The 25,493-nt window shown below is 70.6% G+C and carries 25 protein-coding genes; 14 read left to right on the top strand and 11 right to left on the bottom strand.

The features are described 5' to 3' along the window. Position 1 precedes the first annotated feature (1 nt). A complete protein-coding gene (locus C3K08_RS15415; protein ID WP_104992342.1) occupies positions 2-3,670 on the bottom strand; it encodes a protein kinase in 3,669 nt (1,222 codons plus the stop codon). 181 nt (positions 3,671-3,851) lie between these two features. Beyond that, positions 3,852-6,059, bottom strand: coding sequence for a hypothetical protein (locus C3K08_RS15410; RefSeq protein ID WP_158680011.1), 2,208 nt, complete (start codon positions 6,057-6,059; stop codon positions 3,852-3,854). Between the two features lie 581 nt (positions 6,060-6,640). Here C3K08_RS15410 and C3K08_RS15405 point away from each other — a divergent pair. From C3K08_RS15405 to C3K08_RS18840, 4 genes are all read left to right on the top strand, one after another. Beyond that, the gene (locus tag C3K08_RS15405) at positions 6,641-7,519 is read left to right on the top strand and encodes a hypothetical protein (RefSeq protein ID WP_234009245.1); all 879 of its coding nucleotides are present in this window, start codon (positions 6,641-6,643) and stop codon (positions 7,517-7,519) included. A gap of 112 nt (positions 7,520-7,631) precedes the next feature. Next, positions 7,632-8,528: a hypothetical protein gene (locus C3K08_RS15400; protein ID WP_104992339.1), complete on the top strand. Its 897-nt coding sequence runs from the start codon at positions 7,632-7,634 to the stop codon at positions 8,526-8,528. After that, on the top strand, positions 8,525-9,097 hold the full coding sequence (locus tag C3K08_RS15395) for a hypothetical protein (RefSeq protein ID WP_104992338.1): 573 nt from the start codon (positions 8,525-8,527) through the stop codon (positions 9,095-9,097). The genes C3K08_RS15400 and C3K08_RS15395 overlap by 4 nt, the downstream gene beginning before the upstream one ends. A gap of 75 nt (positions 9,098-9,172) precedes the next feature. Then, on the top strand, positions 9,173-12,214 hold the full coding sequence (locus C3K08_RS18840) for a hypothetical protein (RefSeq protein WP_104992337.1): 3,042 nt from the start codon (positions 9,173-9,175) through the stop codon (positions 12,212-12,214). 243 nt (positions 12,215-12,457) lie between these two features. On the opposite strand, the gene C3K08_RS15385 is transcribed toward C3K08_RS18840, so the two are convergent. Then, a complete protein-coding gene (locus C3K08_RS15385) occupies positions 12,458-13,765 on the bottom strand; it encodes a hypothetical protein (RefSeq protein ID WP_104992336.1) in 1,308 nt (435 codons plus the stop codon). 421 nt (positions 13,766-14,186) lie between these two features. Here C3K08_RS15385 and C3K08_RS15380 point away from each other — a divergent pair, with 421 nt between their 5' ends. Both C3K08_RS15380 and C3K08_RS15375 read left to right on the top strand, forming a co-directional pair. Next, a complete protein-coding gene (locus C3K08_RS15380; RefSeq protein ID WP_104992335.1) occupies positions 14,187-14,666 on the top strand; it encodes a BTAD domain-containing putative transcriptional regulator in 480 nt (159 codons plus the stop codon). 39 nt (positions 14,667-14,705) lie between these two features. Further along, the gene (locus tag C3K08_RS15375; protein ID WP_104992334.1) at positions 14,706-15,710 is read left to right on the top strand and encodes an IS4 family transposase; all 1,005 of its coding nucleotides are present in this window, start codon (positions 14,706-14,708) and stop codon (positions 15,708-15,710) included. Here the strand turns inward: C3K08_RS15375 and C3K08_RS15370 are convergent. Next, positions 15,707-16,480, bottom strand: coding sequence for an IS982 family transposase (locus tag C3K08_RS15370; RefSeq protein WP_104992333.1), 774 nt, complete (start codon positions 16,478-16,480; stop codon positions 15,707-15,709). The two genes, C3K08_RS15375 and C3K08_RS15370, sit on opposite strands and share 4 nt — an antisense overlap. A gap of 149 nt (positions 16,481-16,629) precedes the next feature. Here C3K08_RS15370 and C3K08_RS15365 point away from each other — a divergent pair, with 149 nt between their 5' ends. From C3K08_RS15365 to C3K08_RS15335, 8 genes are all read left to right on the top strand, one after another. Beyond that, positions 16,630-17,214: a hypothetical protein gene (locus C3K08_RS15365; RefSeq protein ID WP_104992332.1), complete on the top strand. Its 585-nt coding sequence runs from the start codon at positions 16,630-16,632 to the stop codon at positions 17,212-17,214. Positions 17,215-17,292: 78 nt separating this feature from the next. Further along, positions 17,293-17,814 (top strand): hypothetical protein, encoded by a 522-nt coding sequence (locus C3K08_RS15360; RefSeq protein ID WP_104992331.1) that lies wholly within the window; start codon positions 17,293-17,295, stop codon positions 17,812-17,814. Then, positions 17,811-18,752, top strand: a complete 942-nt coding sequence (locus C3K08_RS15355) for a DNA adenine methylase (protein ID WP_104992330.1) — start codon at positions 17,811-17,813, stop codon at positions 18,750-18,752. The genes C3K08_RS15360 and C3K08_RS15355 overlap by 4 nt, the downstream gene beginning before the upstream one ends. Before the next feature lie 296 nt (positions 18,753-19,048). Beyond that, positions 19,049-19,513: a hypothetical protein gene (locus tag C3K08_RS15350; protein WP_158680010.1), complete on the top strand. Its 465-nt coding sequence runs from the start codon at positions 19,049-19,051 to the stop codon at positions 19,511-19,513. A 59-nt stretch (positions 19,514-19,572) separates the two neighbouring features. Continuing rightward, on the top strand, positions 19,573-19,725 hold the full coding sequence (locus C3K08_RS18080) for a hypothetical protein (protein WP_158680009.1): 153 nt from the start codon (positions 19,573-19,575) through the stop codon (positions 19,723-19,725). Positions 19,726-19,858: 133 nt separating this feature from the next. After that, positions 19,859-20,119 carry a hypothetical protein gene (locus C3K08_RS15345; RefSeq protein WP_104992328.1) on the top strand — a complete coding sequence of 87 codons (261 nt, stop codon included), beginning with the start codon at positions 19,859-19,861 and terminating at the stop codon, positions 20,117-20,119. Between the two features lie 120 nt (positions 20,120-20,239). Next, positions 20,240-20,860 carry a hypothetical protein gene (locus C3K08_RS15340; protein ID WP_104992400.1) on the top strand — a complete coding sequence of 207 codons (621 nt, stop codon included), beginning with the start codon at positions 20,240-20,242 and terminating at the stop codon, positions 20,858-20,860. A 147-nt stretch (positions 20,861-21,007) separates the two neighbouring features. Beyond that, on the top strand, positions 21,008-21,418 hold the full coding sequence (locus tag C3K08_RS15335; RefSeq protein WP_104992327.1) for a hypothetical protein: 411 nt from the start codon (positions 21,008-21,010) through the stop codon (positions 21,416-21,418). A gap of 32 nt (positions 21,419-21,450) precedes the next feature. On the opposite strand, the gene C3K08_RS15330 is transcribed toward C3K08_RS15335, so the two are convergent. The 7 genes from C3K08_RS15330 to C3K08_RS15305 form a co-directional block, all read right to left on the bottom strand. Further along, positions 21,451-22,474 (bottom strand): IS630 family transposase gene (locus C3K08_RS15330; protein WP_234009264.1). Its coding sequence is split into 2 segments (ribosomal slippage): positions 21,451-22,017 and positions 22,019-22,474, totalling 1,023 coding nucleotides; the frame shifts between segments, so codons are not numbered across the junction. Positions 22,475-22,519: 45 nt separating this feature from the next. Beyond that, positions 22,520-23,146 carry a recombinase family protein gene (locus C3K08_RS15325; RefSeq protein WP_104992326.1) on the bottom strand — a complete coding sequence of 209 codons (627 nt, stop codon included), beginning with the start codon at positions 23,144-23,146 and terminating at the stop codon, positions 22,520-22,522. Positions 23,147-23,498: 352 nt separating this feature from the next. Then, a complete protein-coding gene (locus tag C3K08_RS15320; protein WP_104992325.1) occupies positions 23,499-24,218 on the bottom strand; it encodes an ABC transporter ATP-binding protein in 720 nt (239 codons plus the stop codon). Between the two features lie 61 nt (positions 24,219-24,279). Further along, positions 24,280-24,777, bottom strand: coding sequence for an FtsX-like permease family protein (locus C3K08_RS15315; protein WP_194165374.1), 498 nt, complete (start codon positions 24,775-24,777; stop codon positions 24,280-24,282). Beyond that, positions 24,774-24,920: a hypothetical protein gene (locus C3K08_RS18075; protein WP_158680008.1), complete on the bottom strand. Its 147-nt coding sequence runs from the start codon at positions 24,918-24,920 to the stop codon at positions 24,774-24,776. The genes C3K08_RS15315 and C3K08_RS18075 overlap by 4 nt, the downstream gene beginning before the upstream one ends. A gap of 116 nt (positions 24,921-25,036) precedes the next feature. Continuing rightward, a complete protein-coding gene (locus C3K08_RS15310) occupies positions 25,037-25,255 on the bottom strand; it encodes a hypothetical protein (RefSeq protein WP_104992324.1) in 219 nt (72 codons plus the stop codon). 36 nt (positions 25,256-25,291) lie between these two features. Continuing rightward, on the bottom strand, positions 25,292-25,489 hold the full coding sequence (locus C3K08_RS15305) for a hypothetical protein (protein WP_104992323.1): 198 nt from the start codon (positions 25,487-25,489) through the stop codon (positions 25,292-25,294). Positions 25,490-25,493: the final 4 nt, after the last annotated feature.

The following is a 25,493-nucleotide window of genomic DNA, read 5'->3' as shown; positions in this document are numbered from 1 at the left end:
GTCAGCAGCGGGGCGCGGCCTCTCCCCGCCCGCCGCACCAGGCCTGCCGCCGCTCCCCGGCGTAGACCCCTTCGAAGGTCGCCGCGCCCGTGAACCTCAGGATCACCGCCACCTGGCGCTCCCCGGCGGTCAGGTAGCCGTTGAAGCTGGCGGCCTCCGGCGCGCCCTGGAGGGTGCCCCGCAGGGTCCCGCTGGGCAGGCTCCCGTCCGAGGAGAGCAGCGTGCCTGTGACGCGGTGGCCCGTGACCTGCAAGTTGAGCTGCCCCAGCGAATGTGTCCAGCGGCCCGCCAGGGCGCGGTAGGGGGAGGGGGCGGCCTCGTTGCCGGGGGAAAGGGGGGCAGGCGGGGCTGCGGCGGCGCCCACCGGCACCTGCACGGTCCGGGTGACCTCCCCGGCCCGCAGGACGTAGGTCACGCTGCGGCTCAGCCGGGGGGTCAGGACCGTGTAGGCGGGGGGAAACGAGCCGTCGGGATTCGGCCCGCTCAGCCCGGCCACAAAGACCTTGGGGGTGCCGGTCACCCGCCAGACCAGGGTGGTCGCCTGGCCCGCCTGTACCTGCGCCGGGGCCGCCCGGAAGTCGAGGACCGTCACGGCAGGGGCCGGGCGCGGGGCGGGGGGCACGGAGCGCGGGGACTGCGGGGCCTCCCCGCGCCCGACCGTCAGCGAGAGGTCGGCCAGCGGGCGCGTGCTCTGCGGCTCTCCCAGCACCACCCGGAACGCTCCCGCCTGCCGGGGCCGCAGGGTCGCCGTCCCCCGGGCCGGATAGACGCCGATGCGCTGCCCCGCCCCGTTGGAGAGGACCACCTGCTGCACCCCGCGCACGTTCCAGCGCACGGTGAGGGGCGCCCCGGCCCTGGGCACGGCCGTCTCGCTGCGGAACCCCAGGACCTTGACCGGGACGGCGGCCGGGGGTGCCGCTGCCGGAGAGGTCGGGGCCGGGCGCGGTGGGGAAGAGGCGGGTGGAGTGGGCACGCGGTCCGGCCCGGGGGGAAGCGCCGCGGTCCCTCGCGGCTCCGTGGGGACCGGGGGCGCCTGCTCCGGCCTCGCGGGTGCGGGAGCTGTCCGCCCGGGGGTACGGGCCACCGGGGAAGGCGTGGGGGGGGTGGGCGTTCGTGCGGCCGGGGCTGGCGCGGCCGGCGCCGACGCCCGCGCCACTGGGGCCGCTGGGGCTGGGGCCGGGGGCGTCGGCGTGAGCGTCAGGCGGCGCTCGGCGGAGGCGCGGCCCCCGGCCTGCGCCTGGAGCCCCAGTTCGCGCAGGTCGGCGGTGGCGGTCAGGGTGAACTGCCCCCGCGCGGGCAGGCGCCGCTGCTCCCCGTTCCAGCGCAGCTCCACCCCCTCGGCCCCGCTGGTGCGCCAGAAGACCTTGACCGGCTGGCCCACGACCGGGGTCTGGGGCACCACCCGGAAGGCGGTGACCACCGGCGGCGGGAGGGTGACGCCCACCTCGGCGGCGGCCGTGACCTCGCGCTGGCCGTTGCTGGCCCGCAGGACGAGGCGCAGGGGCGCCCGAGCGTCCGCCGGGACGGTCAGGGGGCGGCGGCCCTGGGCGGGCAGGGTGCCCAGACCACTCAGCCGGACCTGCCGCGCTCCGCGGACCTGCCACTGCACGGTGACGGTTTCGCCCGGCCGCGCCTGCTCCGGCGTCACGGTCAGGCGGGTGATGGTGGGCGGGCGCAGGGTGGCCCGGACCCGTTCCTGCCGCGCTTCTCCCGCCTCGCTGGCAGGCACCGTCAGCGTGAAGGTCAGGTCGCGCGTGAGGGGCAGGCGGCGCTCGCCCCGCGCCGGGACCTCTCCCAGCGGGCTGAGCTGAAGCTGCCCCCCCGGCGGCGCGTCGCGGACCTCCCAGCGCACGGTGACGGGTTCGCCGTAGGCCGCCGTGGGTGGGGTCACGCTCAGCGCGGTGATCCTGGGCGCGGGCGGGCGCGTCCGGACGGTGACCCGCCGCTCGGCCGAGCGCAGCCACCCCCGCGCCTGGAGGGTATAGGTCGTCGTGCCGGGGGAGGCGGGCAACTCCAGGGCGCCGCGCGGCGTCAGGGCCTGCCCCGGCAGCTCGCGGATGACCACCTCCCGCGCCCCCGCCGTGTCCCAGCTCAGGGTGAGGGGTTCGCCGGGAGTGGGCACGGCGCTGGACGCAGCCTGGGCCGTGAAGGCGCCGATGCTGGGGGGCCGGGCCGCCTGCCAGGCTCCCAGGGCCAGGGCACCCGCCAGTGCGGCGGTGGCCCAGCCCGGAACGGCGGGGCGCTGGCGCAGGGTGAGTCCGGCGTGCAGGACGCCCCCGGGGGAGCTTCCCTCGCGGTCCAGCTCCCGCGCGGTCACCCCCACCTCGCGCCGAGCGCCGCGCAGCCGGGCGGGAGGCAGATGCACGTCCAGCGCCGCGCGGGTCCGCTCGCCGGGCGCCAGGGTCAGCGACGCGGGCGGCGGTCCGATCAGGCGGCCCCCCGGCGGCACCTGCGTCCGCACGTCGTAGCGCTGGGGGTGGTTGCCAGTGTTCGTGAGGTCCAGTTCCAGCCGTGCCCGTCGCCCGACCGTCCCTGCCGGGCCGTGCAGGCTCAGCGTCCCCGCGTGGAAGGGCCGCACCTCGGCCACCAGCGCCCCCTGCGCCAGCAGTTCGCCCGGCCCCGGCCCCGCACCCGCCCGGCCGCGCACCAGCCGCAGCCGCACCTCGCGCTCGCCGCTGCGGGCCTCCGAGTGGCGCGGCACCCGGAACTCCAGCGGCAGGGTCACCTCCTGCCCGGCCTGAAGCTGCACCCCAGGCGGCCGGGTGACCCACTCGGGCGGCAGGCCCTCGACCTGCAGCGCGGCGCTCAGGGGAGCCTGCGCCGTGAGCCTCACCCGCGTGACCAAGGGTTCCCCCGGCACCAGCACGAGTCGCGTCTGCTCGGGCCGCAGGGTGACGGCGGGCGCGGCTCCGGCCCCGGCGAGCGGCCGCGAGAGCGCCTCCAGCAAGGCCGGGACATCCGGGAAGGGCGCCAGCAGCCCCAGGGCGCGGGCCACCAGCGGGCGCTGCTCCAGCGGCAGGGCCTGCAGCGTGTCCGGGACTGGGGTCAGCGGCGGGTCCTCCCCACTCAGGGCGAAGAACAGCAGCGCCCCCAGCCCGTAGAGGTCGCCTGCCACGTCCCCCGGCTCGCCGCGCCGCTGCCGGGGACTGAGATAGGGACTCTCCGCGGGTGCCCGCAGCGTGTTCAGTCCGAAGTCGCTCAGCAGCACGTGGAAGCCCTCGCGGCCCAGCAGCGCCCGTCCGGGTTGCAGCAGCACGTTCTCGGGCTTGAGGTTGCCGTGCGGGGTGCCCTGCGCGTGCGCGTAGGCGAGGGCCTCGCCCGCCTGCCGGATCAGGTCGAGCGCGGTCAGGGGATCGGGCCGCTCCCCGTCGGCCCGGGAGCGCTCCACCAGCGTCCGCAGCGAGCCGCGCTCGGCAGGCTGCATGGAGTAGAAGGTGTGTGGACCGCTCACCTCGGGCAGGGAGGTGGGCAGGATATGCGGGTGCGTCGCCGTCGCGTGAAAGAGCAGCTGGGCCGTCAGCGGCGCCAGCAGCGGCAGGGCGGCGTCCCCCAGCACCCGGGTATACACCTGCTGGGGCGAGGTCTGATCCCGCCCGAGGTAGATTTCCCCCAGCCAGCCTTCCCCCACCCGCTCCATCAGTTCGAGCTGTCTCGGCCACTTCCGGTTCATGCGCCCCACATTGTGACCCGGCTCCCATGAGAAGAACCCGCTCTGAAGGCCCCTCTGACCCCTCGGCTCCACGGGCGCTGGTCCGCCTGGCCCCGGTGCAGGCGAGTCTCCGCACCTCGCCCGATAGCCGTGTCCCGTGACGCCCTGACGTCCTGGGCAAGGAACCCGGCCGCGCCCGCTTCTAGCGGTGGTGTCTGGTGAGGGCCGGGGCCGCGAGCGTGAGGGCGACCTGCTGGCTGCGGACACTCAGCTCGGTGACGCGGCCCGGGGCGACATTCAGGCAGACCCAGCGGCCCAGCGGCAGCAGGCCCCCGTAGACGTGGGGCACGCCGCCGACCTCGTGGGGGGGGACGGGGCCGGACGTGTAGAGCAGCCGGGGGCCGCCCTCCACCCGCAGGCCCAGGGCGAATTCGGGCGGCCACTGGTCCGGGCGCGGAGCAGCGGGCAGCAGGTCCACCCGCGCGACCACGCCCGGCACCGCGTCCCCCGCGCCCAGCTTCAGGACCAGCAGCGGCGAGGGACCGGGGTGTCCCCGGCGCAGGACCCGCAGCAGGCCGTGTTCGGCCAGCACCCGGTAGCCGCCGGGGGTCCGGTGTTCCTGCCGGGGCTGGTCCCCCGGTGGGGGAGACGTGGCGGGCACCGGACATGGCCCCTGCCCCCGCAGCGGGGAAGCCGGGAGGGCGGGCAGCGCGGCCCTGGCCCGCTCCCGCAGCTCCGGGTCGCCGGTCCGCTCGGCGTACAGCAGGCTGCGGGCGGGGTCGCCGGGCAGCAGGGCGCGGGCGAGGTCGCGGCGCAGCGCGTCCCGCTCGTGGGCGGGCAGCGTGGCCGCCAGGGCGCAGCGGGTCAGCTCGTGGGCAAAGCCCAGCGCCGCCGCGCCGTCCGGGGTCCGCACGCTGAGGTCGGGGAGGTGCAGGGTCTCGGTGGCCTCGACCGGCACGAGCAGGCCCAGCCTCACCCCCAGGGCCAGGCGGTCGTCCGCCTCCGGCCCCAGCACGGCAGCGGCGAGGTCCGGCGTGATGGGACCGTACACCTGCGCGAGCCGCGCCAGGGCGTGCCGCTCAGCGGCGGGCCGGGCCGCCAGCCCCGCGAGCAGCAGTTCGGCCACCGGCGCGGGGAGCCGGTAGTCGGGCACCGGGGGGTCGCGTTCCAGCAGGGCCTGCAGGTAGGGCAGCGACCCCTCCGTGCACTGCACCAGCTGGGCGGCCAGCCCGTCATCGGGCGCAGGAGCCTCCGGGCCGGAATCCCGCGCCTGCAGCATCCGGGAGACCTCCTCCACGCCGAGGGGCAGCAGGGCCAGGACGTGCAGCCGGGGTCCGGCGACGCGCCGCAGCAGGGGCGCCAGGGGCCGGGGATTCAGGTGGGTGGGCGCGGAGTCCGTGACCACCACGGTCAGCGCGGAGGGCAGATCCAGCGCGGTGCCGATCAGGGCCACCCACCAGGGGTCGTCCGGCGAGGGGTCGTGCAGCACCAGCAGCAGCGGCGTGGTCACGGCCCCCAGCAACTCGGCGAGTTCCAGCAGGCTGTCCGGCTCCGGCCGTCTGGGCACCCCGCTCCCCGGGGGCAGCAGGCGGCGCAGCTGCACCCCCAGCGCCGCGCAGCACAGCGGGCCGCCGCTGCCCGCGTGAACCTGCACGGTCTGCCACGCGCTGCCCCGCACCAGCGTGTCCAGCATCTCGCGCCGGGTCCCGGCCTCGCCGTGCAGCAGCACGAGCTGAGGCTGGTGCCGGGCGCGGCCCAGCACCTCGCGCCACCGGGCCTGCTGGGCGGGCCACAGCACGGGCGTCTCCTGCGCGGGGCGCACGCTGCCCAGTTCCAGGCCCAGGGCCTCGGCCCGCGCGGCGATCAACCGCACGCTGGCCTGGTCCCCCCGCGCAGCCAGCACCGAGGCGGCCCGCGCGAGCCGCGCCTCCACACGGTCGTGCAGGGCGCTGCGCTGGCTGTCCAGCCAGTCGTGAAAGGCGGTGGTGCCCAGGTCTTCCAGCCCGCTGAGCGCCGGGCCGCGCAGCGGCGAGAGCCACTCCAGCACCTCGCACTCGCTGCGGAAATCGTCGGGGGCCGCCTCCCAGTCGTCCAGATCGGTGCGGCAGCGCAGCGAGAGCATGGGCTGGCGCGGGGGCAGCAGCCCCACGCCCCGGCGCCGCAGCCGCAGCAGTTCGACCCGCAGGTTGCCCAGCGCGTCCGGCGTGTCCCACAGCAGGGCGGCCAGATGTTCGCGGTGGTGGGCGCGGCCCTCCAGCACGAGGTAGGTCACCAGCGCCAGCCCCTTGTGAAACAGCGGCACCACGTCGTCGCCGTCACACAGGGCGACGTGCCCCAACACCTGAAGGCGCCAGGTCTGGGTTCCCACCGTCGGGAGAGCACTCGCGGGACCCTGTAGCGACGTTGTCACGTTCCACCCCCGGGACCGTGTGGGGTCCGTGGTCGGCCACACGGGGAAAAGCCAATCGGAGCCGTGCCCATCACCGCCCGGGGAGAGCGACTCCCCGTGACTTGTTCGGGATGTTCCACCCCAGCGTACCCCCAGCGGCGCCTTTCGTGAAGGGGGCATGTACAGAGCGTGTCTGCGAGGTGAAGGTCAGGTGGCAGTTGGCGGCTGGGCGGGGCAAAACAAGGGGGCCTGCTCCACAGCTCGGGCCGAGGGATGACGGATGGACAGTTCAGCCTCTCTTCTCCCCTGGCCTTCATCCAGTGATCAGAAAAGCCCGGCCGGGCGGAGCGCTGTGGCGGGGGCGGGCAGGGCACCGGGAGCGGGACCGGCTTCTCAGACGGTGTGTGACAGCTCCCATCGATTCTTCACTCTGCTGTAACGCAACTCTTATTACAGTGCGGCTGCACGGCGAAGTCAGGGGGGCGTGCCCCACCCACTCGGTACAGGAGGACTGTTGGCCCACCAACCGCAAGCCAGAACTTCGGCCCACCGCCCGACGCACCACAGACGCACGACAAGGGAGAGCCACTATGCGTACTTGGATGACCGCCACTCTGATGCTGCTCGCCAGTGTTGCCGGAGCGCAGACCATTAACCCCACCACCGGCTCGGGACCGGACCAAGTGGACATCCAGAACGGAAGGACCGCCTCTGTTACCCAGACGGTGAACCTGAGGCTGCCGGAAGCCACCGCGCTGCACCTCGACGCCAGCCAGCTGGTCTTCGACATCAGCCAGATCGGCCAGCAGAACCAGGATGGCACCTGGTACTGCGCGTACGGTCGGGGAACGGGAACCGACGTCCGCCAGCAGCTCGGCAACGAGTTCTGGAACCAGACCCAGGTACTGCCCCTCGGCACCTCCTACACGCCGGTCGCGGGTGAGTTCGGCAAGATCACCATCAACGCGGGCGCCCAGGTCACCCAGTACCCGCCCGTGCGGACCGGGGAAAATGGCGAACTGGTCGCGGGCAGCAAGGACTACTTCGTCTGCTACCGGAGCTTCATTATTCAGAAGTTCTCGAACGTGGGCGGCTTCAAGCTCCAAGTTCAGCGCGACAACCCCGGTGCGGGTGCCCAGGGCAACCAGCTGATGTACATCCAGGACAACCCCTGTGACTTCTGGGGCGACGAGGGCGGCACTGGCCTGTACGACCTGCCCCCCGGCGCGAAGCGCGAGCTGATTCCCCGCCGCATGACGGTGGGCACCACCGGAGCGCGGGCGGCGGCGGCCAGTAAGAGCACCTCCAGCACGGACAAGAGTGTTCCGTCGCGTCCGCCGACCTGCCGCGCCAACACCAGCTGGCTGGATGACCTGGTGGTCGTGGCCGTCGTAGTCGACGGCGACCGTGCGGGCGACAACATCGCCACGCTGACCTACACCCTGACCTCCAACACCACCGGCTTCGCCACCGGCAACTGAGCCTCGGCGGGGGCAACGCGAGGAGTGACCGCGTTGCCCCCTTTGCCCTGCTCTTTTCCCGTGCCCGGTGCCGCGCCGCAGCTCCACCCCCCGCCCCAGGAGGCTGCCCCCTATGCGTATTCTCGCCCGACTGCTCGCCTGCCTGCTGGCACTGACGGCCCTGGCTTCGGCCCAGGGCACGATTGGTGTGGACCCGATCACGCGGCACTACACGGTCACGCCGGGCCAGACGGTCACGCAGGTACTCAACATCTACAACCCCAACAAGACCGCCCTGCGGCTGAAGGTCGCCGTCTACCTGATGGACATGAACATCAGCGAGGTGGGCGAGAGCGAGTTCGTGCCGGTCGGGAGCGTCAAGGAAAGCAGCGGTCCCTGGACCACCGTGTCGCCGAGCGAGCTGGACCTGGGTGGGCAGGAGACCAAGCAGGTGCGCTACACCATCCAGGTGCCTGCCAACGCCGCGCCCGGAACCCACTGGGCCGTGCTGATGTTCGAGGGCCAGGAACCGGCGGCGGTGCCGGGCAAGACGCTGGCGAGCTTCCGGTTGCGGGTGGGTCACACCATGTACGTGCATGTGCAGCCCATGACGACCGCCGGGAGCGTCACGGGCATCTTCGAGAACGTGCCCAAGACCGACACCGGGGCCTATGAGCTGGCCGTGCAGTACACCAACTCCGGCAACTCGGCGGTGGCGGTGCAGGGCCGGGTCGAGCTGCGCGACGCGGCGGGTACCCTGGTGGCGACCCTGCCGCTGGACATCGCGGTCGCGCTGCCGGGCCGCAGCCTGCTGCTGCGCTCCGCGTGGGCCGGGCCGGTGCCCAAGGGGCAGTACACCGCCCTCGTGATCCTGAACAACGGTCAGAAGAACAAGGACATCCTCGCCGAGCATGTGGTGACGCTGCCCTTCGATCTCAAGGCGGCCGCGCCCGCTTCGGCCACGCCGACATCGCCGCCGCCTCCCCCCGGTGCGGGCAGTGCCGGAGGGTCCGGAGGAGGCCGACCATGATTTCCCGTTCGCAAGCGCCGGGCTGCCGGAGGAGCCGCGCCGGTCCCGCTGCCCTGCTGGCCGCCCTGCTGCTGGGGGGCGCGGCCGCGCAGGGGGGCGTGCCGTTTCCGGCGCTGCCCCTGCCCAGCCCGGCCCCGGCCCAGACGGACGCCCTGCTGCGCCCGCTGATTCCCGACCTGATCGTGCTACGGCGGCCCGCCGTCACCGAGGTGGCCTTCGACCTGGGGCCGAACAACTATCCTCCCGCGCAGTTCCCGGCCCGCTACTTCGCCCCGGCGCAGGCGTTCGGCGTGTTTTCCAGCTCGGCGCGGCCCTGGACGGTGCAGCTGGAGGTCCGGGCACAGCCCGACGTGCAGGGCCGCACGCTGCCGCTGCCACGGCTGAACTTCCGGGTCAACGGCGGTCCCTGGACCCAGGTTACCCCCGGTCCGCAGGTGGTCCTGAGCGGGACCGGCCCGTCGGCAGGGTGGCTCCCGCTGAACATCGAGTTCGCGCTGGACCTGACCGGCGCGGAGGTGGGCGGCGGCTACCTGTTCGACATGACCTTTACCGCCCTGGCGCTGCCCTGACCCCCCGCCCCGGCTCTGAATCCCTGGTGCTGGTCCGGAGCCGCAAGCGCTCCCCACCGAAGGTGAGGCCCTCCTATGTCCCGCCCCCTGCTCCTCCTTGCCTGGCTGCTGCTGGCTCCCCCGGTCCTTCCGGCGCTGGCTCCCCTGGCACTGGCCCAGTCGGGGCCACCGACGGTCAGCGCCCCCGGCCCCCGCGAGGCGGCGCCGGACACCTACGTCACCCTGACCTTCGCCGTGGAGGGCCAGGGTGACTACGTCTTCGAAGTGGACAGCCCGCCCAAGTGGGTGCCCGTCACCCGGCGGCGCACGCTGACCCTGCGGGGCCGCACCCTGGTGCCGGTGACCTTCCGGGTGCCGGGGCTGGCCCCGGTGGGGGCCTCGCCGCCGCTGACCCTGCGGGTGATGCAGGGCGAGCGCGAGGTCGCCCGCGCCCAGGCCTCGGTGCAGGTGCTGGCCCAGGCGCGGGTGGCGCTGCGTAGCCCGCTGGGGGTGGACGCTACGCCCGGCGTGCCGCTGAGCGTGCCCGTGGAGGTCCGCAACCTCGGCAACGAACCCGACACCATCCGGCTGCGGGTCACCAACGTGGATGAACGCCCGCAGCTCAGCGTGCCGGAGGTCCGGCTGGCGCCCGGCGAGGCGACGACCGTGACGGTCTCGCTGGACTCGGGGCAGGTCTCGGAGGGTTACCGCTACGTGCTGTTCGTGGAGGCGGCGTCGGCGCGTGACCCGGAGGTGCGGGCGACCACCCGCACCGACGCGGTGTACCGCACGGCCGCCGGGCAGCAGGCCGCCGCGCTGGAAGGCCCCAGCCTGCTGTTCCGGGTCCGCACCTCCGCCGAGGTCGGGGTCACCTGGTCGCCTGAGGGCACCGACTGGACGGTGCGCTACGCCCTCCAGCCCACCGTGGGCGGGGCGCTCTCCGACTACGTGCGCGGCACGGCGGGCATCTCCGGCCTCACGGGGGACCGGGAGTCGCCGCTGCCGCAGGGCACCTCCTTCGGCATTCAGCTGGGCGCCGAGCGCTGGGTCGCCAACCTGTCGCTGGGCGCGGGCGGGGGGCAGCTGGACGGCACCGTGCTGTGGGGGGCGTGGCGGGTCAGCCCCCGGGTGCAGTACACCCGGTTGCCGGACGGCCGGGTGCTGGGCGCCGGGGTACGGGCCAGCACGCGGGTCGCGGGCGGTGACCTGGAGCTGGACGCCGGAACCTCGCTGGTGAGCCGGGGCGACGACGAGCGGCGCACCGACCTGATCGGGGTGCGCTACGCCCGGCTGCTGAGTCCGGGGCTGGGCCTGTCGCTGGGGGTCGCGGGCGTGGGCCAGAGCGAGAACGGCCTCTACCAGGGCAGCCTCTTCTGGACCCAGCAGCTCGCCTACCAGGGCGACGGCTTCGACGTCACGCAGAGTTACAGCGGCAGCCTCAGCGGCGTGCATGTCTTCGGGATCACCGGGGGACTGACCCGGCTGGCTCCCTTCGGCGTGCGGGCGGCGGCGGCGGTGCAGCTGCAGCCCGGCGGGGTGGTCTGGAACGGCTCGGGGGTGCTGCTCTACAGCGGTCCCCGGGGCCTGGGGGCCAGCCTGTCCGGGCGGGTGGAGGGCGGCACCCTCCCCGACTCCGAGCTGGAGTGGAGCGTGTCGGCCGGAATCGTCTCGCCCACCTTCGAGGTCGCGGGCGCGTCGCTGCGGGCCTCGGGCCTCTACACGGTGGGCTCGGACGACGACGCGCCGGGTGCCCTGGCCCAGCAGGCGGCGGTGGGCGCGGCGCTGGTTCGTGGCCCCGTGAAGGCCACCGGGCAGGTGGCCTGGCGGCGCGACCCCGAGCCGGGGGAGCCGCCGGACGAGCGGCTGTCCGGGGCGCTGCAGGTCGACTACCGTCCGGGGCGGGACGACTTCGCGGTGCGCTACGTCTTCGAGCGCCGGGTGGAGGGCGGGGCCGATCCCCTCACCACCCACGGCCTGGGCCTGCGCTGGGAGCGGCAGTGGACGCCGCGCCTGAGCACCGCGTTCGACTACGCCCGCACCTGGACAGTGCAGCCGCAGAGCCTGGCGACCGCCGACCTGCTGGGCGTGACCCTGGGGGTGCGCGACGTGGGCGTGAGCGGCCTGAACCTCAGCGCGGGCTACCGCCTGCAGGCCCCGCAGGGCCTGGGGTCGGGCAACCTGACCCACGGGGTGCGCCTGGGCGTGAGCTACGACTTCCGCCGGGCCTTCGCCACCCCGGACGCCGTGGTGAACCTGTTCGGCGGGCGAATCGGCGGCGAGGTGCAGGGCACGCTCTACCGCGACGTGAACCTGAATGGCACCCGCGACCCGGACGAACCCCCACTCGCCGGGGTGACGGTCGAGATCGGGGGCGCGAGGGGCGTGTCCGACGCACAGGGCAACTACCGGGTGCGCGCCCCGGTGGGCGACCACGCCCTGACCTTCCCCGCCGGGCTGCCCGCGACCGTCGAGGCGCTGGAGACGGCCGGGGTCAAGGTGACCGAGAATGGCCGCGCCGAGCGCAACGTCGCCTTCGCCCCCGTGACGGCGCTTGAGGCGCTGGTCTTTCACGACGCCAACCGCAACGGCGCCGTGGACCCCGGCGAGGAGCCGCTGCCGTACCTCGGCGTGGTGTTGAGCGGCCCGGTGTCGCGCCAGTCGCAGGCGGACGCCCGCGGCACCGCGCGGCTGGGGGGCCTGCCCGCCGGGCAGTACACCCTGGCCCTCGATCCCGCGCGGCTCCCGGAGGGCTACACGCCCACCCAGCCTGCGCAGGCGATCACCCTGCAGCCCGGCGAGCGGCCCGCGCCCCTGACCCTGGGGGCCGCGCTGCCCCCGCGCGAGGCCGTGACCACCTACACGGCGGGCACACTGGCGGTGTTCGGCCGCCTGTCGCCCGGCACCGCCGCCGCCGGAACGCGCGTGCGGGTGCAGGTGCAGACCCAGGCGGCCCGCGAGCTGCGGATCGAGGCCTTCGGGCAGGTGCTGACCCCTGCGCTGGACCAGGGCCGCGCCGAGGCCGCCTTCACCGTGCCCGCCGAAACGGCCCCCGGCAGCTACGACGTCGTGGTCACCGTGAGCGGCGAGGGCGGCAGCCGGACCACGGCCCTCAAGCTGGTGGTGGTGGCCCCCCGCTGAGGGAAGGGCCGGGCCTGACCCCGCTCCCCTGCCCCCAGCGCCCGTCCAACGCGTGTTCCCACCCCCGCTCTCCGGGTGGGAACACTGTTTTCCGGCCAGGTCCCAGCGTGGCCCCCCGCAGCGGGAACCCCACGACCTGAAGGACCCCGCCCCCAGCGCACGGCAGGCTCCCAGGAGAACCGGGAGCCTACCGTGGGTCACAGGGCATTCAGCTGTCATGCAGAGGCGGAAGGGCGGCAGCGGTCAGTCGCAGTGACGGCTGTCGGCGCCGTTGTTGAAGGCGTCCAGAATGCCGGTCCACTCGCCAAGCGGGCGGGTGCCGAAGGTGCCGCTGGCCCAGTCGGGATTGGCGGCGAACCAGGCGTCGGCGGCGCTGATGGCCGCGAGCGTGTCGGGGTGCGGCAGGGCCGGGACCGACTTGAGCTGGTTCAGGCGGGCGGTGGCGAGCTGGTGGAACAGGGCGATGGCCGGATTGCCCGCAGGCGGCGTGTCGTACAGGCTGGTGATCGCCTGCTGGGTGTAGTCGCGGTTGCCGATCCGCAGCTGCGTCTCGTTGCCGACCCAGTTGCGTGCTCCGGCCCAGGCGTCGGGGTCGTACTTGCGGTTGAGCTTGCCCTGGAAGTACTCGGCGTGGGTCTTGTAGTAGCCCTGGGTGTAGGTGCAGCCGCTGACGGCGCAGCGCAGCGTCACGGTGTCGCTCGCGCTGCGTTCCAGGTCGGTGGTGTTCCCCTTCAGGGAGGCGGTGTTGGCGTAGGTGTACTCGGTCGTGCTGCCCGGCACCGCGACCAGCCCCGCCTTGTCCGCGCAGGAGAAGGTCTTGGTGAAGGTCTTCGTGGTGTCCCCGGTGACCGTCTCCGAGTAGCCGAAGAGGGGGTCACTCAGGGTCACGCTGCGGTCCCCCACGCTGGAGGTGGTGTCGGTCGTGGAGAGCGCCGGGGTGACTGGCCCCTGCACCCCGCTGAGGCTCCCGCCTGCGGTCACAGCGTAGGCCAGCCGGAAGCTCGCGGCGGCGTTCAGCATGGCCCGCTGCCCGGCGGTCAGGGCGGCGTCGTCGCTCGTCAGCAGCAGGGCCGCGCTGAGACACCCGGAGGCGGGAATGGAGAGCGGCAGCGCCCCAAACAGGCCGCTGACGTCGATCGCGTCGGCCAGGGGAGCGCCGCCCGCGTCCAGCCCCACGACCTGCAGGCTCAGCGCGGCGACGGGAATCGCCGCGCTGCTCGTGTTGCACAGTTGCAGGGGGGACGCGCCGCTGGACACCGTGGTCCGCGTCGAGCGGACCTGTGGGGTGCCCACCGTGGTCGTGAGGTCGGCGGTGACCTTGAAGACCGCCGTGTCGTCGCGGCCGTCGGGCACCGCCTGCTTGGTCAGCGTCCAGCTGTAGGTCGTCTGGGTGTCACGGACCTGCTCGCGCTGGGCGGCCAGGGACAGGTTCAGGGTCGGCCCCGAGGGCACGGCGGTCTGGGTCCGCAGCACCGCGGGCGGGGTCGGCCCCTGTTGGCCGCAGCCCGCCAGCAGCAGAGACAGTCCGAGCAAGGCACTCGCATACTTCATAGCGTCTCCCTCCTCCACAGCGGCGGCCGCGGGTGACCGTCACCCGGCCGCCGCCTTCCGGCCCCACCGCTCACCGGGGAGCCCTGGCTTTTCCCACTGTGAGGTGGAGGCCGTGACTCGGAAATGAACGTCAGATGGAGAGCGGGCCGCCTTCCTGACACTGGCATGAACGGCGCATGAAGGCTGTCCGGAACTAGGCGCGGGCCGCTGGGCCGGGCGGCCGTTCCAGGGACCGGGAAGCGGACCGGCAGGGGGGACACCCCGACCCCATGCAGCACCGCCTGCCCTGTTCAGCGCGTGACAGGACTCCCTGCGCCCGCCCCCAGCGGAGGACTATGCGGGAGGGAAGGCCCCCCTCCCGCTTCCCCCGCTTTCCCGGCCTGTCCCGCGTGCTCGCCCCCCCCCATTCAGGAGAATGGTCATGACGCACCTGCTTCTGCTCACCCTGGGCCAGACGGACGCGGCCCTGAACGGCGAACCCGTCCACTGGGGGTCCGCGTCCGCCGAACACCTGCTGCATTACCTGCTGGCCCACCCCGAGGGACGGCGCCGCGACGAGATCCTGAACGACCTGTGGCACACCGACATGGGCGAGCAGAGCGGCAACCGCTTCCGGGTCACGCTGCACCGCCTGCGCCGGGCACTGGGGCGGCCGGACGCCGTGGTCGAGGAGCATGGCCGCTTCCGGCTCTCGGACGAGGTGCTGCAGGCCTCGGACGTGTACCGGCTGTACGCCGCGCTGCGCCGGGCCGAGCGGGCGGGCGACGAGGAGACGCGCCTGCTGGCCTACCGACAGGCGCTGGAGCTGTACCGGGGGGACTTTCTGGCGGGGTGCGCGGACGACTGGGCGGTGCAGGCCCGCGAGGAACACCGGGGCCTGACTACTCTTCAAAACGGATGACAGGCAGCAGAAAGTCGGCTCTTATACGGTGTTTCTGCGATGAAAGCACCCAAGAGCCGACCCCCTCACGATACCTTGCAGACCGTTCTGCGGTCTGCCTTCCCCCTTGATGCCCGCCGCTTGATGGTCTTCACCGCCTTGGTCCTGGCGGTCATTCAGGCTCGCACGGTCGTCCTCTACACCCTCAAGACCCATGTTCCGTTGCCAGGTACGCTCACAGCTCGCTACCAGCGACTCTGTCGCTTCGTCCAATTTCCTTTCCCCGAGGGTTTGTTTCCCAGATTTGCGCTGTCCTTCCTGCCGGACGGTCCCGTCGATCTGATCCTCGACCGGACCAACTGGCGACTCGGCCAGCAGGACGTGAACATCCTGCTGCTTTCTGCTGTGTGGAACGGGTTCAGTCTGCCCCTCATGTGGGCATTGCTCCCACATGGTGGGGCGAGTGATTCCCGTACTCGGGAATCACTCGTGTTGCGCTTCCTGACGTTTTGCCCGGATCGGCAGGTCCGGTGCCTGCTGGCAGACCGAGAATTCATCGGCCAGCACTGGTTTCGTTTCCTCGATCAGCACAGCATCGCTCCCTGTATTCGCTTGCCTGCACGCGCCACCATCGGCCAACACCGTCTGCCCGTGTGGGCTGTGTTCAACAAGCTCCAAGTGGGCGAAGTCAGGGTCTGGCGACGCCAGACCCTGATCTACGGTGTGTCACTCCGGGTGGCCGCGACGAAGAACGCGGCCGGGGAGACGCTGTACCTCGCTTATCGGGGGCACGTGGGACCGAATCTCCGACGGTATGCCCAGCGTTGGCAGGCAGAAAACTTGCACTCCGCGCTCAAAACGAGGGGCTTCAATCTGGAAGACACCGGGCTAACCCGTGCTGAACGGGTCTCCACCCTGCTGACGGTGGTCGGTGTGGCGTTTATCTGGGCCTGTGTAACTGGGGAGCTGCTGGTAACCGAGAACGGCGTACGGATCAAGAAACACGGACACCGTGCGGTGTCCGTGTTCCGGCTTGGCCTCGACCATCTTCAAGACGCCGTTTAGGGCTGGGCGAGGTTGTGGGCGAGGACGGCCAGGACGACACGGAAGCGAAGTGAGACCAGCGTCTTCGTCTGAACGGAGCGAATTTGGGCTTCAACAAGTTGGGAGAAGACGGTTTCAATTCGCTTGCGCAACTTCGGGTGGCGGTCTTCCCGCCACCCGGTGTCATACCGGGAGTTTTTCTTCGGTGGAAACACGTATCCCAGGCAGCAGTAGCCCTTATCCCCAATGATCTTCGGCCCCCCGAACTCCGGCCATCTGTGGTTCAGCTCGTAGCTCACCGTGGTGTCGTGGAGGTTGGCAGGTTTCAGCAGGTACTGGACGATTTCACCCTCCGGCGTCACCCAAGCGTGGAGCTTGTAGCCGTACACGTCACCTTGCGTCCCAAAGCCCCACCTGGCGCCAGGAAACGCGCAGCGTTTCCCTCGTTTGGGACGACAGACCGGAAGCGGCATCGAGTCGATGATGACCTCTGTGCAGCGTCTGGCTGGGCTGGCGACAGTTTCGAGGCGGTCGAGCAACCGCAGGCCACGGGTGTAAGCCTGGGTGTATGAGGGAAGACCGCTCCGGTCTTCCCTCAGCATCTGCCACCAAATGGACGGAAACGGATGCTTGAAGACGAGACGGCTGAGCAGCAAGGCCACCAGCAGCGCATCGCTGAGCTTCTGGTGCCTGAACCGCTTGTGGTCGCTGAAATGCCGCTTGGCCCAGCGGTGAAGCTGACGAATGACGGTTCGCCGACCTAAACTGTGGTGGAGACGGTATCTAGCCATACCGTCTCCATTTTTTCGCGTCTCCACGCTGCCCGAGGCCGTGTCACTCAAGCCCTAAACGGCGTTTCAAGATCTGCTGCTGCATCCCTCTCGGTCGTCTTGGCACACCCTCGCGACTCTCATGCCGCGTTTTGAAGGGTAGTCAGGTCATGGATACGACCCCCTGCCCCCACTGCGGCGGCCCGGCCCAGACCGACTTCCAGACCCGCACCGGGGACACCACCACCTTCTGCGACCGCTGCGGGTACTACCACGACGAGGCGGACGGCCCGGCCAGCGCGGTTCAGGTACCCAGCGGCGTGCTCCGGCTGAGCGTGCAAGACGGAATCACCCAGGTGTGCTTCCTGGGGCATGTGGACCTGAGCACGCTCCGCACGGAGATTCCCCGCGACGACGCCCTCGCATCGGCCACCCTGCGCGTGCCCCCCCTGTACCGCGCCGAGTTCCTGCGCGGGGAGCCGAACACCGGGCGCGGAGACATGACCGAGGCCGCCTGGGCGCACCTCACCGCCGCCCTCGCGCCGCACGGGGAAGTCCCGCATGCCCTCGTGCAGTCCGCGCTGTACACCCGCAGCCACACCGGGGACGCCGGGTACCGGGTGCTCTCCGCGTGGCGGGAGGACGACGGAAGCTGGGACATCCGCTTGCCCGGCGACTCGCCCCGGATGCTGCGCGTCACCGGGGACGGCGCCTGGCCCGAAGCCGACCTCGCCGAAATGCTCACCTACGCCTGACCTTCCCCCGCCCGGCCCCCGGTCCTGAACGCAGGCCACCGCCAGGGCCGGGCCGCCCCATAAGGAGCGTGCCCCACCATGACCCAGCCCCCCCAGACCCGACTCCGCATCGATCTCCCTACCGCGCTCCGCCCCGAAGACGTGCAGCGGCTCCAGCAGACCCTGGAAGAAGCCCTGAAAACCACTGGACTCCCCGGCACCGAACAGGCCCGCGTCCTTGCGCGTGACCTCGCGCAAAGTGCCCAGGTCACGTACGCCCGCAACTCCACGTCTAGCAGCATCGCCATCGACGACGACATGGAACTCAGCGTGGACGACGACAGCACCGATGACGGCGCGTACGTGAGTGCCTGGGTGTGGATCTCCGGCCTGCCCCGCCCCCTGACGCCTGGCCGTGTCCAGGCCCTCTGCGACGTGAACGCCGACTGGCTCACGGACGAGCAACGCACCGCTGCGTTCGCGGCCCTGGAAGCAGAATTCGGCCGTGACACCCTCGTGGGCACCCTGGCCGTGGAGTTCGCCCTGAACACCTTTGTGGAGAACCTGGAGGCCGCAGGCGACCCGGACGACGCTGAGGGTCAGCACGACGCTGCGCCATGACCCTGCCTACCGCGAAGCCGGAGAACATCGCCCGCGTGAAAACGCGCGGGCTGTTCCGGTACCCCGGCGGGAAAACGTGGTTTGCGCCCTCGCTGCTGCGCTTCTTTCAGGCCCACCCCCCGGAGCTGTTCGTGGAAACCTTCGCCGGGGGCGCGGCCCTCAGCGCCACGGTGCTGGAGCACACGCCCGCTCGCGTCTGGCTGAATGAACTCGACCCCGACGTTCACGCGGTTCACGCCACTGTGTACAGCGATCACGCTCCCCAGCTCGCGCAGCGCATCCTCGACTTCCCTTTCCGCCGTGAGACCGTACTGGAGGTCTTGCACGCGACCCCGCGCACCACGCTCGACCGGGCCTTCCGAACTCTGGTGCGCAACCGCGTGAACCGGGGCGGCATCCTCGCGCCCGGCGCAGGCCTCGTGAAGAAGGGCGAGAACGGCAAGGGCCTCGCGCAACGCTGGTACCCAGCCACGCTCGCGGGCCGGATTGCCGTGTTGCACGCGCACCGCCACCGCGTCACGGTCACGCGCGGGGACGCCCTGAGCATCCTGGAACGCACGCCCTTTCACCCTGGCACCGTGGTGTTCGTCGATCCCCCCTACACCGCCGGGAAGAAAAGCGCGGGCAAACGCCTGTACACGCACCACCAGCTCGACCACGCCCGACTGTTCGCCGCGTGCGCGACGCTGCGGGTGCCGTGGCTGATGACGCACGAACACGACGAGGCGGTGATGGCCCTCGCGTGGGATCACGGTCTCGCGTGGCGGCCCATCAAGATGACCAGCGGTCATGGCGTGACCGCGAAGGAGCTGGTCGTGGCCCGCGACTTCACCTGGGCCGATCTGCCGGAACAGCCTGCTCCCCCGCCACCTGCCCGCATGCCCAGCTTGTTCCCGCAAGACGACGTGCCGCCGCACGTCCGGAGCACCCGTGGGTAGGCCGGTGGGATGTTGGCTGCGCGGCATCCTGGATACGCACATCCTCAATTTCGGTCCCACCCTGCGGGACGGCTGGCTGTACATCCAGCGCGGTGCCAGCGGGCACTGCGAGTGGTGGGTGTACGACCACGCACCCGGGAACAACCCGTGTTACCCCCGCTTCGCCCGCCTGGGGGTGGCCGCGCACGGCTACGCCCCATCCCTCGCTGGCGCTCAGCAAGCGGCCCTGGACGCCGCTCGGCAGCGTGGGCTTCCCCTCCCGAACACCCTCGACCTGTCCCCTCAAGGAGACCCTCATGCCCAGTCGACACCGCTTTGATGGCTACTACCTCCAGAAACTCCAGCAGATGGAAACCTCTGACGGCACCGCCTACTCCGTTCGCATCATGCACAACAAGAAGCTCGTCGCGCAGGCTGAAGACCGGGGCGACGGTGGGGCCGTGTGGTTCTATTACGACTCGCGCGAAGCGGAGGCCGCCTTCATGGAGGTCGTCAGGCGCCGCGTGGGCACCGATCCCGAGGCAGACGCCGTCTTCTTGCTCCAACTCATAGAGGCGCACCAGAACGACAAGTCCAGCCGCAAGTGCACCATCGTGCAGTCGGACCCGGACGTCGCCGACACCTTGAAGGCCCCGATTACCTACCAGCTCAAGGGCCTGTTTACCCCGGAGCAAGTCGCGCAGTCCGCCCACAGCTTCTCGCCCCCTCTACGGCGCATCTGGAAGCTCGGGGAAGGCTTCGAAGACCTCCCACAAAGCTGAGATACTGGTTTCATGCGCCCCCCCCAGCCTGCTTCAAGCCGTTGATCGCGGCGGCGATCGTGGCGTACAGCATCCTCCTTTTCCTGCATGGGGAGGCGCCCTCACCCGGTGTGGCCTGGGTCATGCACGGCCTGAAAGCCCTCGTCGTGGCGGGCGTCAGTATCCTCATCTCCCACACGGTCGCCACGAGCATCGCACGCCTGAACCCGTAACCCGCGCACCGCTGCCGCTCCCGGCCGACCTTGGCCCACCGGGGGCGGCTCCGCGTGTGACCCTGGCCCTGTGAGGGCGGGCGACAGCAGGACCGGGTCAGACTCACCCCCCGTCCCCCCGAAGGAGACCCCCATGCCTGAACTGCGTACCCTCACCGTCGGCGAACTTATCGACCAGCTCGCACGTCATCCGGACGACATGCCCGTGTGCGTCGCCGTTCCTGCCCGCGACTACTGGGGCACGACCCTGGCTGAACCCGTCCGGGAGATCAGCACCCGCACCGTGCAGCACTCGGACTACCACCGCCAGTTTGCCCTCCCGCGTAACCCCGACCGGGAAGAAGAGGAGGACGTGACGCCCGCCCCCTCACTGAGCGTCCTCCTGTTGGAGTGATCCGGACGGGCACCCCACCCGTCAGACGCCCCATGATCCCCCAGCCCCCCGGCTGCCCCTCCCGGCAGACCGGGGGGTTTCGCCTTTGACCCTCGCCCCCACATGGGCAGCGGGCCAGGCATGCTCTACCTCGCCTCGACCGGGAGTGATATCCGCTCTGCCCCCTCCACCATCGGCCTGATGACCGGCCCCGGCTACCGCAGCCTCGGCAGCATCAAGCACGGCCGCCCCTGGGCTTCCGATTGCGGCGTCTACTCCGCGAGCGGGCAGGAACAGTACTGCCCCCACGAGTACGCCACTCACCTCGACCGCCTCGACCCCTACGCGGACACCTGCTTGTTCGTCGTGGTCCCCGACCATCCCGGCGACGGCCCCCTGACCTTCCAGCGCTTCCTCGACCACGCGCACCACCTGATCGGGCGGGGCTTCCCGCTCGCGTACGTCCTGCAAGACGGCGCGGAGCACCTGCCCTTTCCGGACGGCATGGGGGTCGCGTTCCTGGGCGGCACGGACCCGTGGCGAGCCCGCCAGGGCGCCCGCATGATCCGGCGCGCGAAAGAAGCAGGCTTCCCCGTCCACGTGGGCCGCGTGAACAGCGCCCGCCGCGTCCGCGCCCTCGCCTCCCTCGGAGTGGACACCGTGGACGGCACCTACGTCGGCTTCCGGGGCCTGGAACGCGGCCTGAGTGAAATCGCCTCCTGGCTGGCCCCGGAACCGCTGCCCACCCTGCTCAGCGCATAAACCAACCCGGTCTGCCCGCACCCTGAAGGCATGAGCGATCTCACGGTGCCCTGCCCCCATTGCCACACCCTCACTTGCTGGTCGTCTCGCGGCACGTCGGATGCACCGAGAGAAGCGGTCGGATGCTACGAATGTGGCTATCAGCAAGTGGCTGAGTTCGATTCCACCGCCAGCCTGCTTGAAGCGAGCACTGGCGTCCACCCGCTGGGTACCCCTGCCCCCCACTGCACCGAATTTGTCATTTACCGCCCGCCACACCTCCGCCTGGAGTACGTCCGGGGGAACTTGCCCATCACGCCCGGTCTCCCTCCAGAGGTCCCCGCCGCCCTTCGACGTTCCCTGGTCGACGGGTTGAGCGAACTGGGCGAGTGCCCGTTCGGACACCTGAACGCACAGCTCTACACCACGAGCATCGAAGGTCACCCAGGCTTCCGGAGGTACTCCCTCGAAGTGTTGGACGGGTACCTCGAAGTGGTGGGTGGCCCGAGCGCCCTCTTTCTCACCGTCTTCCCCACCTTTGCCATTCCCGCCCCCGACCGCCTGATCAAGCTGGGGTGACTACAAGATCCAGCAACTTTACTGATACTTGCTTAAGTTAGTAACGATGCCGAGAAGGGCGTCCCTCGGATGAAGGCGAGTGGCAAACCTTTGCGCCGAATGCGCTGCCACCCGACTGTCAATCGCTTCTTCAACGCTGTCACCGATGTTGCGCAGAAGTTCCCCACCACGTTCCGCTTGAGATCCGCCCAGATCAACTCAATCGGATTCAGTTCCGGCGCATAGGGCGGCAGGTAGACCAGAGAGAGGCGTTCGTGCTCCTGCACGAACGCCTGGACGGCCTTCGATCGATGGATCATGGCCCGGTCCAGCACCACCACGACTTCGCCGGCCACGTGACGCAAGACATGCTCGAGAAAGTCCACGACCTGCGGTGAACGCACCGCGCCGCGGTGCGTGTGGTGCAGAAACTGTCCGCCCGTGGTGATGGCACCGATCACGGACAGGTGCTCCCAGCGAAGTCTGGTCGGGATGATGGGGGTCTGTCCACACCGGCCCCAGGCACGGACCTTCGTCGTTTTCAGACTGAAGCCGCTCTCATCCAAGAACACCAGCGTGGCGCCCTCAGTGACTTTTTTTTCCCAGCGCCTCACGGTGGATGCGGACCCAGGTGGCGATGTCGTCTTCGTTGCGCTCCACGGCCCGCCCCGCGGGCCGCTGATACGAGAACCCCCAGCGTTTCAGTTTCCGGGAAAGGTGCGCGCGATCGAGCCAGATGCCGTACGTCACGCCGATGACATGCCGGATTTTCGGTGTGGTCCACCCGCTGGTGTCGAAGCCATGTGATCGGGCATCACCATCAAGGATCAGGCCGATCTCCTCCTGCTGTGCGGCGGTGAGCTTTTCGGGTCGGCCGGTGGCGCGGGAAGCGCGCAGCGCTTCCTCGCCGTTCCGTCTGAGCCGGGCTCGCCAAGCGCGGATGGTGACTTCAGCGACGCCGAACTGGTCTGCCAGATCGCGGGTTGTGCGACGAGGGTCATTCAGGGCGGGTTGAGCGGCGAGCCGTCGTTCTTCCAGTTGACTGCGGGTGAGGCGGCTGGGCCGCCAGGGAGGCACGGTCACACGGATATGCTACATATTTACGCAAAGATCAGTAGTACGCTAAGCCGCCTCGTCCTCCCGCGGACGAACGGCTGAAGCGCGCTTCACGATGTCCATGACGGTGTTCTTGCTCAGATGCAGCTCGCGAGCGATCTCCCGGTACGACCGCCCCTCGGCACGGAGCCGCAGCACTCGCGCGGTGTACCGTTCGGCTTTGACCCGTTGACCCGGCTGACGTCCGAACTGCACGCCGCGCTCCTGTGCCGCCGCGATCCCCGACTTCACCCGTTCCCGCAGCAGGTCCCGCTCGAACTCGGCCAGTGCCGCCATCAGCGACGCGAACAGCTTGCCCTGGGGCGAACTCAGGTCAAACTGTAAGCCCGTCTGCGCGATCACCGAGACGCCGCACGCCTCCAACTCCCGCAGACTGTGCAGCAGGTCGGTCGTCGAGCGTCCCCAGCGGGTGAGTTCCGTGACCAATACCGCCTGGATGTGACGGTCGCGCGCCAGCGCGACCACTTTGCCCCGCTGCGCCCGCTGGTCCTTGCTTCCGCTCGCCGTTTCCTTGAACACACCCACGACCTCATACCCGCCGCGCTCGGCGAACGCTCGCAGGTCCCGTTCCTGGCGGTCACAGGACTGGTCCCCCGTGGAGACCCGGCAGTAGATGGCGACGCGCTGTCCCATTTGAACCCCCTGAAGTTCAGAGCTGTTTTTGCTCGTGTTCATCGTACCCGTGAGCTGTCCCCTTTAAAGGACTGTTCAACTGGGACACGCTGACCTGCAGGTCGGAATGCGGCTTGACTGTGCCCGCCTCATGCGGCTCTACGTTAGGTTCGCTGACGGCGACCTCATTAACACCACCTGCCATTCTTCACCTGGAGCTGACCGGCGTGCCCAGTCTCTTCTTCATCCTGTTTCGCGTCCTCACGCGCCGTGCAACTCCCAAGACCGAATCGAAAAGCGCCTGACTACACAGTGGCAGGCGTTGGCGTGGAAGAGCGATTGCTGTGAGGTTCCCGCAAGAGGTAGGGTGCTTTTACTCGCGCAGGCGCCCATCGACGATGCTCACCACGCGGTCGCAGAGGTCCAGCACCCGCTCGTCGTGCGTGACCATCACGGCGGCCTTGCCCCGCTGACGCACCTGCCCGGCGAGCAACTCGACGACCTCCCGGCCACGGGCGCTGTCCAGGCTGGCGGTGGGTTCGTCCGCGAGGATCAGGTGCGGGTCGTTCATCAGGGCGCGAGCGATGGCGACCCGCTGCCGCTGCCCGCCGCTCAGCGCGTCCGGGAGGTGACGGGCACGCCCGGAGAGGCCCAGCAGCCCCAGCAGGTCGTCCGCCCGCGCCTGAACGTCGCGGCCACGGAGCCCCGCGAGGTGCGGCACCAGGGTGAGTTGCTCGCGGACGTTCAGGTAGGGAATCAGGTTGCTGCTTTGCAGCACGAAGCCGAGGTGTTCCAGGCGGAAGGCGGACAGCGCCCCCTGAGGCAGCGCCGTCACCTCCTGCCCGGCGATCTTGACCTGCCCGGTGGTGGGGCGCAGCAGCGCACCCGCGATGGACAGGAAGGTGCTCTTGCCACTGCCGCTGGGGCCATTCACGGCGACCAGCTCGCCGGGGCGCACGTCCAGCGTGACGGGGTGCAGGGCGGTGATGGTGCCCTCGCCGTCGCCGTAGGTCTTGCTGACCTCGGAAAGAGACAAGACGGGCGTGGTAAGGGGCGCGGAGGTGATGCGGGGGCGCTGGGACGTGGCAGTCATGTCAGGCTCCTGAAATGCGGCGAGAGGATCAGACCGGGAGGGGGTCTCCCGGCCGGGGGGGTCAGGCGACGGTGCCGATGGCGATCAGGGGATCGACCCGGGCGATGCTGCGGAGGCTCAAGAGGCTGCTGAGGGCGGCGACACCGATCAGGAGGGCCGAGGCGGCGAGCAGGACGGAGGGCGTAAGGGCGAAGGGAATCCCCGCCGGAAGCAGCGTCACGAGGCCCAGGGTGATCAGCGCGGCCAGGGCGACGGCCAGGGTCGTGAGCAGCAGCATCTGCGCGACCAGGCTGCCCGCGAGGGTGCGGGTGCTGGCCCCGATGGCCCTCAACAGGCCGAACTGCGGCGTCTTTTGCAGGGTCAGGACGTAGAAGAACACGGCCATTACAAAGGCGGCGACGACCACCAGGAAGACCTGGATCATCGTCAGGCTGCCCTGCTCTTCCTTGTAGCCGGGCAGGACCTGGAGGGTCTGGGCGCGGGTCAGGACACCCAGCCCGTTCACCTGCGCGAGCCGGTCGGCCGTGGGCGCGTCCGTTTTCAGGGCGACGGCATTCACGGTGCTCCCCGTATGGAGCAGACGCTGATCTTCTTGGCACCGGTGCAGGTGTGGGAGAAGGTGCGGTCACTGATAGAGGTCGGGGCAGCGGCGCTGGCACTCCCCACGAAGGCGGCGGTCAGAAGCAGGAGCTTGGAGTTCACACCTTGAGCAGAAAGACTCCAGCGTCCGCTTCCCGTGGAGTCATGCCGCCTGCTTCATCGACCTTGAGACCGACGGGGTAGACCATGACGAGGATGAAATCTCCTTTCATGGACCTTCAGGGGTGCTCCAGCCGGGCGATCAGCTCGCGGCTTCGTTCGTCGGTTCGCAACTGGTCTAGCAGCTCGCCAAGCTCCCCCGCGCCACTGCCCTCCACCTCCCGCAGGGCTGTCAGGTAGATCCGTTGCGAGAGACCCGACAGCCCCAGAAACTTCCCCACCGGGTCAGTGCCCAGACGGGGCAGGTTGACCGGCCAACTTGAAAGCAGTTCGCTCATTCCATGCCTTTCATCGCGCTGTCACGGGAATGACCGTCAGTTCCTGAACGCCAGGCTGGCGAGCTGGGCCGAGTACCGGCCGGGAGCGGTCTCCTGTAAGGTCAGCACGCCGGTCAGCTCGTTCTTGTCCTGGTCCGCGAAACGCCAGAGGCTCGTGACGGTCTTGCCCGTCGTACTCCTGTTCAGCAGGGTCCAGCCGGTGGCTTTGAGCTGGACGCTTACGGGGTCCAGCAATTAC

This window comes from Deinococcus sp. NW-56, from assembly GCF_002953415.1.
In the GTDB taxonomy this organism is placed as follows: Bacteria; Deinococcota; Deinococci; order Deinococcales; family Deinococcaceae; genus Deinococcus.
Note: the sequence above shows the minus strand (reverse complement) of the source record. Positions and strands in the feature narration are given on the sequence as shown.